Raw genomic sequence first — 8,532 nt, forward strand, 5'->3', positions numbered from 1 at the left:
TGGAATGCGGTCTATAGCAGTTCGGCCAGGCTGCCCTGATCCCTGATCCGCGCTCCGCGCTCGGTCTGCTCTACCGTTGCGGCTTCGATCGTCGGGTCGTGCTCAAAAACCAGAATCCAGTTTTCGGCGGCCGCCTGCTGGAGTAGGCGCGTTTTTTCATCCATCGTCAACAGCGGCCGAACGTCATAACTCATTACGTAGGGCAGCGGTACGTGTGCCGACGATGGAATCAGGTCAGCCATATAGGCAATGGTACGTCCGTTCAGCTGAAATAGCGGAAGGGCCATTTTTTCGGTATGTCCATCTACGTACAGCAGATCGATACCCGTATACGGAAATAAGCTCTCGGTCAGGAATTTCAATTGACCACTCTCCTGTAGAGGTAAGATATTTTCTTTCAGGAACGACGCCTTTTCGCGCGGGTTAGGATTTGTTGCCCATTGCCAGTGCGCCGGGTGCGTCCAGTACGTGGCGTTCTCAAAAACCGGCAGGAGCTGCTCGCCGGTCCGTTTAACGGCTCCGCCAACGTGATCGAAGTGCAGATGCGTTAAAAGCACATCCGTTACGTCGCTTATATCATAGCCAGCCGCCCGGATGGAACTGAGCAACGTAGCATCGCCGTGAAGGTCATAATGGCCGAAAAATTTGACATCCTGCTTATCACCGATTCCCGTATCGACCACCAATAGCCGCCCGCCCTGTTCATAGAGCAGGCAGCGCATGGCCCAGGTGCATCGATTCTGTTCGTCGGCGGGGTTCAGTCGATTCCAGAGAGGCTTCGGCACAACGCCGAACATAGCCCCCCCATCAAGTTTAAAATAACCGGTATCCAGGGTCTGAAGTGTCATATTAGTTTACGCAGATGAAACGGCAAAGGTATCATACCCGCTCCTCGAAACGATACGTCGACGGTGCGTTTGTTCGGCGCGAATTCCGGTTTGGTTGAATCAATTTTTCCAATGAACTCGGAATTACGAATCGAACTGCGGCTGTTATTCGTTATAGTATTGATTCAGACACATACGACCTCTCTTTCGCATGAAACGTATTGTTCACAAGCACCCGCTGGCCATCCGATGGTTTCACTGGATTAACTTTCCGGTGCTGTTCGTTATGATCTGGAGCGGCATGCTGATTTATTGGGCCTATGATCCGTACAAAATTCAGATTGGCGACTGGACGCTTATTTCGTTCTTTCCCGACGGGTTTTACAAAGTGCTGGGGCTATCCCGCCGACTGGCCGAGGGTATGGCCTGGCACTTTGTGTTCATGTGGCTCTTTCTGCTGAACGGTTTGCTTTACGTTGGGTACACATTTCTTTCGGGTGAGTGGCGGCACCTGGTCCCCGACCAACATTCGTTTCGCGACGCCATCCAGGTAACGCTGTATGATCTGGGTCTGCGCAAAACGCAACCGCCATTTATTAAGTACAACGGTGCTCAGAAAATTGCTTATTTCTCCATCATGATTATGGGGGTGGGCTCGGCGCTGACGGGCTATGCGATTTATAAGCCGACGCAGTTTTACTGGCTGACGGCCCTGATGGGCGGTTACGAAATGGCCCGGCTGATCCATTTTGCGCTCACGATTGGGTACGTCCTGTTTTTTGTTATTCACGTAGGGCAGGTTATCCGCGCGGGCTGGCACAATTTCCAGTCGATGATAACAGGCTTTGAAATCGTTAAGCCCAATACCAATGATCGTCCACACACGCCGGAGCCCGTTATTCAGCCTGAATCGTTGCCCAGCGACGAGGAAACCGGCGATTCACCTGTTCAACCCGCTCTATCATGACCCCGAATAAAGAACCCGAACTCCCGCAGGAAGAGATTCCTGAATCGGCCGTGCGTCGGCGGATGCTCAAAGCGTTTGGGCTGTTCACACTGGCGGCAACCGTGCCCGTTGGGGTTTATCAATGGATAAAAGGCAGCCCAAATCTGTACGGAACAAAGAAGCCGTTACGTAGAGTGCTGGACGTCAATGAACAGATTGCCCGGACGTATTTCAGCAATACCAATCTGGTCAAAACGTTTCCGGTGGAAGCCGCGGCCCGCGTTCCCCGCGTCAACGGTTTCGACGGGTTACGTACGCCCTTACCGGATGACTGGAAACTTCAGGTCGACAAACCCGGAATCGAGGAGCCACTTCTGCTGACGATAGACGACATCAGGGCCTTACCGAAGCAGGAATTAATTTATGACTTCAAGTGCGTCGAAGGCTGGAGCCAGGTACAACACTGGGGTGGCGTACGCCTGTCCGATTTTCTCGCTCATTACAAACTGGGAACCCGCAGTGGTAACGCGCCTGACCCCGACAACACTGATGACTTGTATAAACACATCGGCATGGAAACCCCCGACAAAGGGTATTACGTAGGCATCGACATAGAAAGTGCTATGCATCCGCAGACACTGCTTGCCTATGAACTGAACGGCGAACCCATCAATAGTCAGCACGGTGCGCCTGTCCGGCTAATCATACCCGTGAAGTACGGGGTGAAGAATTTGAAGCGCATCGGCCGGATCTTTTTCTCCGACACGCGCCCCCGCGACTTCTGGACCGAACGGGGTTATGATTACTACGTAGGCTTGTAAAACCCAAAGGCTAATGAATTACGTCCTCATTCTTTTAACAGCGTTCGGGCTTGCTGCATCACGACCTACGAAAGGGCCGGTTAAACCAGCGCCACAACCGGTTGTTGTACTTGAACTGTTCACCTCACAGGGTTGCTCGAGTTGTCCACCGGCCGACCGGATATTGCAGGAAATAACTCAACAGGCCTCCCGCTCTGGCCAAGCGGTTTACGGCCTGTCGTTCCATGTGGATTACTGGAACCGGCTGGGCTGGCAGGACCCGTTCAGTAGCAAACTCTTCACCGATCGGCAACGGTTGTATGATCGCTCGTTAAAGACACAGACTTACACGCCACAACTCATTATCAATGGCCATCAGAATGTAATTGGTGGGCAGCGAACACGTATTGAACAAGCGATCCAGGCCATTCAAAAGCAACCCGCGTCGGCATTCATTACCGTAACGGGCCAGGCGACTCGTGACGCCAAACAAGTATCGGTTAACTATGCCCTTTCGGCTTCGGGGCCCTACCGCGTAAACATAGCATTGGTCCAGAAAGAAGCCAGAACCGCTGTTGGCAACGGCGAAAATGGCGGACGCACGCTGGTGAATACGAACGTTGTCCGGCAATTTAAGACGATTGAACAAGCAGGCACGTCAGGCAGTGTTACGTTAGCGGTGCCTTCAGGTTTATCCGCCGATCAAACAGCGGTGTTCGTGTACGCGCAACGAACGGATAATGGGCAGGTTGTTGGGGCTGCGCAGTTGTAGTATGGGTTGCAACTCTCCCGGTTTACGTTGGGTACTAGCGACGTCAATTACTTCTGAACGTTCGCCTGACTAACCGATTGGGCAACCTCGATGAACGGAGCGATCCAGATTTCCTTTTCGTGCTGTTTCAGGAAACGGATAAGTTTGTTGTGCTCCGGTAACGTAACGTTCAGGCTATGCTCACCACCGACGCCGTGAAAGAGAAAAACAAGCACGGAGTTCGTTTCCATTGCCCGCTTGACCAGCGCGATCATCTCCTCGCCCGACTGGCCGCTCATGGCGTAGGAATCAACATTGGCCAGGTCGATTTCGGTGACTTTATGCATTTCGCTCCGTACCCCACGGGCGGCTACGAACTCTTTTTTCACCGAGTCGAAATAGTTTACATCGCCAATCTTCGTATCACCACAGGGGTAGGCAAACGTCCGCTGCGTTTTGGCATCCAGCGCTTGCAGCAACGTATTGGTCATCCGAATTTCATCGGTAATACGTTGCAGGGTGTAGGTACTTAAATCGTACGTTGGCGTCACAAACTCCCGGCCGGGCCGCTGTCCGGTGCAGGGATGAAATAAGGTGTGGTTGCCCAACTCATGCCCGTGATTCGCAGCCACTTTCCAGTCGTTCAGCCGGGCCTTCACGCCGGGGAAATTACCGGACAAGTAGAAGGTTCCTTTCAGTCCGGCCGAATCCAGAACCGGAATAACCTTGTCCAGATGTACTTGTAGTCCATCATCGTAGGTCAGGGCTACCGCGCATTTTTTGCCCTGCCAGCTGGCAGGGGTCTGACCGAACAGAAAGCCGTTCAGCAGGGTGAATAAACTAATCGTTACCAGCGTTTTCATCAATTTCTTCGGTTGAAGGTGCTTTCTCTTGGGAAAATAGGGCTATAAACTTATGGGCTGCTTACCGGCTTTGAGCGGGATTGACTTTCCTTTCCAACGTACTGTTCCGGTCAGATTGGCGGGTAGCGTTACGTTACCGGTTAGTCCACCGGTTGGGGTTTTCTGAAACTGCACGGCAATCTCACCGGCGGGATGCGGCATTCGCCCGTCAACGGAGGTTAAGTCGCCCAGGTAGGGAGTGATACGTACTGACTTAAAACCGGGTTCGGCGGGGTTGATGCCGCAGGTGATCGACAGGAAATCGTACAAGGGCGAAGCGCTCCAGGCGTGGCAGTCGGAACGCGTGGGTTCGGGATTCTCGGCAAACGTAGTTAAGCCCATTGCCAGCATATCGCGCCAGGGCTTGAGTTGGGGAATGAACTGATCGCCCAGACCGACTTTTTTCAGGGCGTCAAACAGGTAGAATTTAAAATAGAATGTGGCCTGCGTAAGTGACGTATCCGTAACTGTTCGTTGCAGAAGAGCGGCCTGCTGCGCAGCGGGAACGGCATCAGTCAAAACGGCCAGGATGTTGGCGTGCTGGCTGAATGAGTTCTTGGCAGGGGTATCAGCCAGTAGACTCCGTCCCGCATCCCAGCACTGGGCATAAACCGCTTTGTTAAGCCGACGTCCCAGTTCGCGATAGTGCTCCGCCCGTTCGTTCTGACCAAAATGAGCCAGCAGATCACCCGCCCGGAAATACGTATACGCTTGCTGCAGCGACAGAATACTTGACCCACCGTTACGTGCTCCGGCCGGCACGCCCCCGGCAATTTCGTCTTTCGCGTTTTTCCAGGCCGACCAGTCCACGAAGTTCCACCACTCCTGCGGCCCGTTCAGGCCGGTTTTGGCAATCCGATTTTCGTGCCAGTTCAAGACGCTGAGCATACCGGGTAACATACTTTTCACGAACGCATCGTCCTGCCGGTGCATCCAGTAATCGTGGACCATACACACCCAGAACAGCGAGAACGTGGGAATCACCTGAAAATCGGCCGATGGGTAACGACTCTGCGTCAGGCCATCGTTAAAACGGCTATGGTCATAGTCCATAATCGCCTTGCGCATCAGCCGGTCATCGCCCGTTACGTAGAGCGAAATCAGCGATTGCACCCGCGTGTCGCCGGTGTACTGCAACTGTTCGTAGTAGGGGCAATCGTAATACGTTTCTCCGGCACACAGCCGGGCCGTTCGCCAGCCTACGTTCCAGATGCTTTTCAGGGTTGTATCGCTGGCCGTAAACTGCGCTTTTTGCTCGAACGGGTAGCCCGTAAACCGTCCTACCAGATCGTCCAGAACGAGGGGCTCACCTTTGGTTTCGACGGTTAGTTGCAGATACCGATACGTCCGGAACCAGAGCGGGCGAAATAAGCGCCTGTCGACGCCATCAGCCACAAACTGATCATCGAAGCCCCGCAGCGTACGACCTTCGACTTCATTCCGGTTGCCTTTCTGCCCCTTGGCGTCCACCAGCGCTTCGGCGTACGACAGCGTCACAACGGCGCCCTTGCCCCGGCTGACGATCAACTCGGGGTACGCATTCGTTAATACGCCATTGTCCAGTAAAAACACGGCTTTCGTGTTCGCCGAAACCGTAACGGGGGCGGTTCCCTGCAGAAATCCGTTTTCCATCCGGCCGTTCTCCGCTCGCCGAACCCGCGCCAGGCGGGTCACCCCTTCCTCCATCATCGGAATGGTGCGCGGCACTAGCCCCCAGTTTCCGTCGGTGCCCAGCCCCCGCGGTTTCGTAGGGAAGCTCAACGGTTTAGCCGACAGCCAGGTTTTATCGTCATAGCCCGGCTGCTCCCATCCCCAGGGATAATAAGCCGCATCGACCCGATCGCCATCCCCGGCCACAATATAGGTTCTCAATTTGGCGATGTCATTCTTTACCGGCGAATACGCCAGGTTCTGGTAAATTTTCCAGCTCGCATCGGTATTAGCTATTTTTTCCAGTTCACCATCGCCCTGCAGCACAAAGCCAAGCTGATAACTCATCTGCGCGAACGGTGCCCCTTCGCCCATGTACCACACCTGTGCAGCCAGCACGTTACGTCCCGCCTGTAGGTAAGGAACCAGATCGAGGGTTTCGTAATTCCAATTTTGCAGATCACTCCGCGCCGGTCCAAGGGCGACGGCACGTCCGTTCACAAACAAGCGATACCGGTTATCGGCTGACACATGCACAACAAACCGGGCTGGTTTTTGAGGCAGGTCGATGGCTTTGCGAAAATGATAGACGCCGTATTGACGAGCCGGAGCGGTAGGGTGCAGAATCCACCGGGCAGGCCAGTACTGACTGGTCCAGGTATTGCCAGAAGGCGTTTGGGCAAACCCAGACAGTACGGTAAGGAAGAGGGCAAGGAATCTTACAAGTGCGTTCATAAAAGCAATATTAGCCACGAGAGACCATATTTTGTCAAGCTCCGGACTAGTTTAACGCGCTGCCGGCTACTGTCTGAACGTGAAGCCTGAATTCCTGTACTTATTTATGCGTCCGTCGTCGTACTTTCGTAGCTGATTTTCTTAATACTTGACCCGCATGTATTTCATTGGATTCGATCTTGGCAGTTCGTCTGTAAAAGCGTGTTTACTAGAAGCCGAAAGCGGCAATGCCGTCGCTTCAGCGTTTTTCCCTGAAACCGAAATGGCGATTGAGGCCCCGCAGCCGGGTTTCGCCGAACAACAACCCGAAATCTGGTGGCAAAACGCTTGCCGGGCCAGTCAGGCGGTCATTAAACAGGCCAATGTTCGCCCCGAAGACGTAAAGGCGATCGGCATTTCGTACCAGATGCACGGCCTGGTTGTTGTCGACAAAGACTTTACCGTATTACGTCCGTCCATTATCTGGTGCGACAGCCGGGCCGTTCCGTACGGCAACCAGGCCTTCGACGCGCTGGGCCATGATAAAGTGTTGTCGCACTTACTGAACTCACCGGGCAACTTTACAGCCGCTAAACTCGCCTGGGTGAAGGCAAACGAGCCCGATGTATACGCCCAGGCCCACAAATTTATGCTTCCCGGTGATTACCTGGCGGCCCGAATGACGGGCGATATTGTAACGACCGCGTCGGGTTTATCGGAAGGTATTTTCTGGGACTTCCAGGCTGACCAACCCGCTCAGTTTCTGCTGGATTATTACGGTTTCAGTGCCGACTTAATTCCGACCATCAAGCCAACGTTTGCGCCACAGGGCGAGTTGAGCGCTTCGGCGGCTGCTGAACTGGGTTTAGCGGCCGGTACGCCGGTTACGTATCGCGCGGGCGACCAGCCCAACAACGCCTTATCGCTGAACGTACTCGAACCCGGTCAGATTGCCGCCACCGCCGGAACATCGGGCGTTGTGTACGGGGTAAGTGAGCAGGCTAAATACGATGCCAAGCAACGGGTCAATACGTTCCTGCACGTTAGCCATACCGCCGAAGCGCCACGCTACGGTGTTTTGTTGTGCGTGAACGGGACGGGCATTCTGAACAGCTGGCTCCGGAACCAGGTATTGAGCCGATCCATCAGCTATAACGATATGAACGTACTGGCTCACGAAGCACCCGTCGGAGCCGATGGACTAGTATGTCTGCCCTTTGGCAACGGAGCCGAGCGTGTACTCGAAAACAAGGATTTGGGAGCATCGTTCCATGGGTTGCAGCTGATCCGACACGGGTTGCCGCACCTGATCCGGTCCGCGCAGGAAGGTATCGTGTTCGCGCTGTACTACGGTATTCAGGCTATGGAAAGCGTTGGGGTTGGCCTGCAGACCATCCGGGCTGGTGAAGCGAATATGTTCCTAAGCCCACTCTTCCGCGATACATTGGCGAACTTAACCGGAGCGGCTATTGAGTTGTATAACACCGATGGATCGCAGGGAGCGGCTCGCGGGGCCGGAATTGGATTGGGCTATTACAAGAGCGCGCAGGAAGCCTTTGTAGGTCTGCAAGTCACGAAAACAATTGACCCAAATATTCGTGATCAGGAACGCTATCAGGATGCCTACGGTCGCTGGTTAAATACGTTGACTACACTTTCCTGAACGAACGTACGGCTATATTGATTTCGCCGTAAACTTTAGAAAAGTGTAGAAATGACACAATTTTAGTAAAAAGTCGGACCTTTCGCTTTTTTCTTGTTGACAAGGTCCTAAAGGTATCTGACCTTTGGGACCTTATTTGTTTAAACCCAATACGCATGTCATCTACTAACCTCACGCTTGGCGATCAAGTGTACTTCCCCTTCGTCGAGAAGCCCATCGCCTTTGAAGGACGAGAATCCGACAACCCCCTGGCCTTTAAGTTCTACCAGGCTGACCGAA

Annotated in this window: 7 protein-coding genes; 4 read left to right on the top strand and 3 right to left on the bottom strand. The window is 53.7% G+C overall.

All coding sequences use genetic code 11. The features are described 5' to 3' along the window. Nucleotides 1-11 precede the first annotated feature (11 nt). Nucleotides 12-848, bottom strand: coding sequence for an MBL fold metallo-hydrolase (locus ACYVBJ_RS17970; protein ID WP_460983688.1), 837 nt, complete (start codon nucleotides 846-848; stop codon nucleotides 12-14). Between the two features lie 190 nt (nucleotides 849-1,038). Here ACYVBJ_RS17970 and ACYVBJ_RS17975 point away from each other — a divergent pair, with 190 nt between their 5' ends. Genes ACYVBJ_RS17975 through ACYVBJ_RS17985 form a run of 3 tightly spaced genes read left to right on the top strand, consistent with a single transcriptional unit; the run spans nucleotide 1,039 to nucleotide 3,345 of the window. Next, entirely contained in the window at nucleotides 1,039-1,794 is a 756-nt protein-coding gene (locus ACYVBJ_RS17975; protein ID WP_460983689.1) for a cytochrome b/b6 domain-containing protein, read from the top strand. Beyond that, the gene (locus ACYVBJ_RS17980) at nucleotides 1,791-2,594 is read left to right on the top strand and encodes a molybdopterin-dependent oxidoreductase (RefSeq protein ID WP_460983690.1); all 804 of its coding nucleotides are present in this window, start codon (nucleotides 1,791-1,793) and stop codon (nucleotides 2,592-2,594) included. The genes ACYVBJ_RS17975 and ACYVBJ_RS17980 overlap by 4 nt, the downstream gene beginning before the upstream one ends. 13 nt (nucleotides 2,595-2,607) lie before the next feature. After that, nucleotides 2,608-3,345: a DUF1223 domain-containing protein gene (locus ACYVBJ_RS17985; protein WP_460983691.1), complete on the top strand. Its 738-nt coding sequence runs from the start codon at nucleotides 2,608-2,610 to the stop codon at nucleotides 3,343-3,345. Between the two features lie 47 nt (nucleotides 3,346-3,392). Here ACYVBJ_RS17985 and ACYVBJ_RS17990 read toward each other — a convergent pair whose 3' ends face one another. Both ACYVBJ_RS17990 and ACYVBJ_RS17995 read right to left on the bottom strand, forming a co-directional pair. Further along, on the bottom strand, nucleotides 3,393-4,187 hold the full coding sequence (locus ACYVBJ_RS17990; RefSeq protein ID WP_460983692.1) for a polysaccharide deacetylase family protein: 795 nt from the start codon (nucleotides 4,185-4,187) through the stop codon (nucleotides 3,393-3,395). A gap of 42 nt (nucleotides 4,188-4,229) precedes the next feature. Next, nucleotides 4,230-6,611, bottom strand: coding sequence for an alpha-L-rhamnosidase-related protein (locus tag ACYVBJ_RS17995; protein WP_460983693.1), 2,382 nt, complete (start codon nucleotides 6,609-6,611; stop codon nucleotides 4,230-4,232). A 157-nt stretch (nucleotides 6,612-6,768) separates the two neighbouring features. Between ACYVBJ_RS17995 and ACYVBJ_RS18000 the strand changes: the two genes are divergently transcribed. Beyond that, nucleotides 6,769-8,253 carry a xylulokinase gene (locus ACYVBJ_RS18000; RefSeq protein WP_460983694.1) on the top strand — a complete coding sequence of 495 codons (1,485 nt, stop codon included), beginning with the start codon at nucleotides 6,769-6,771 and terminating at the stop codon, nucleotides 8,251-8,253. The last annotated feature ends 279 nt before the right edge of the window (nucleotides 8,254-8,532 follow it).

This window comes from Spirosoma fluminis (assembly GCF_054778895.1).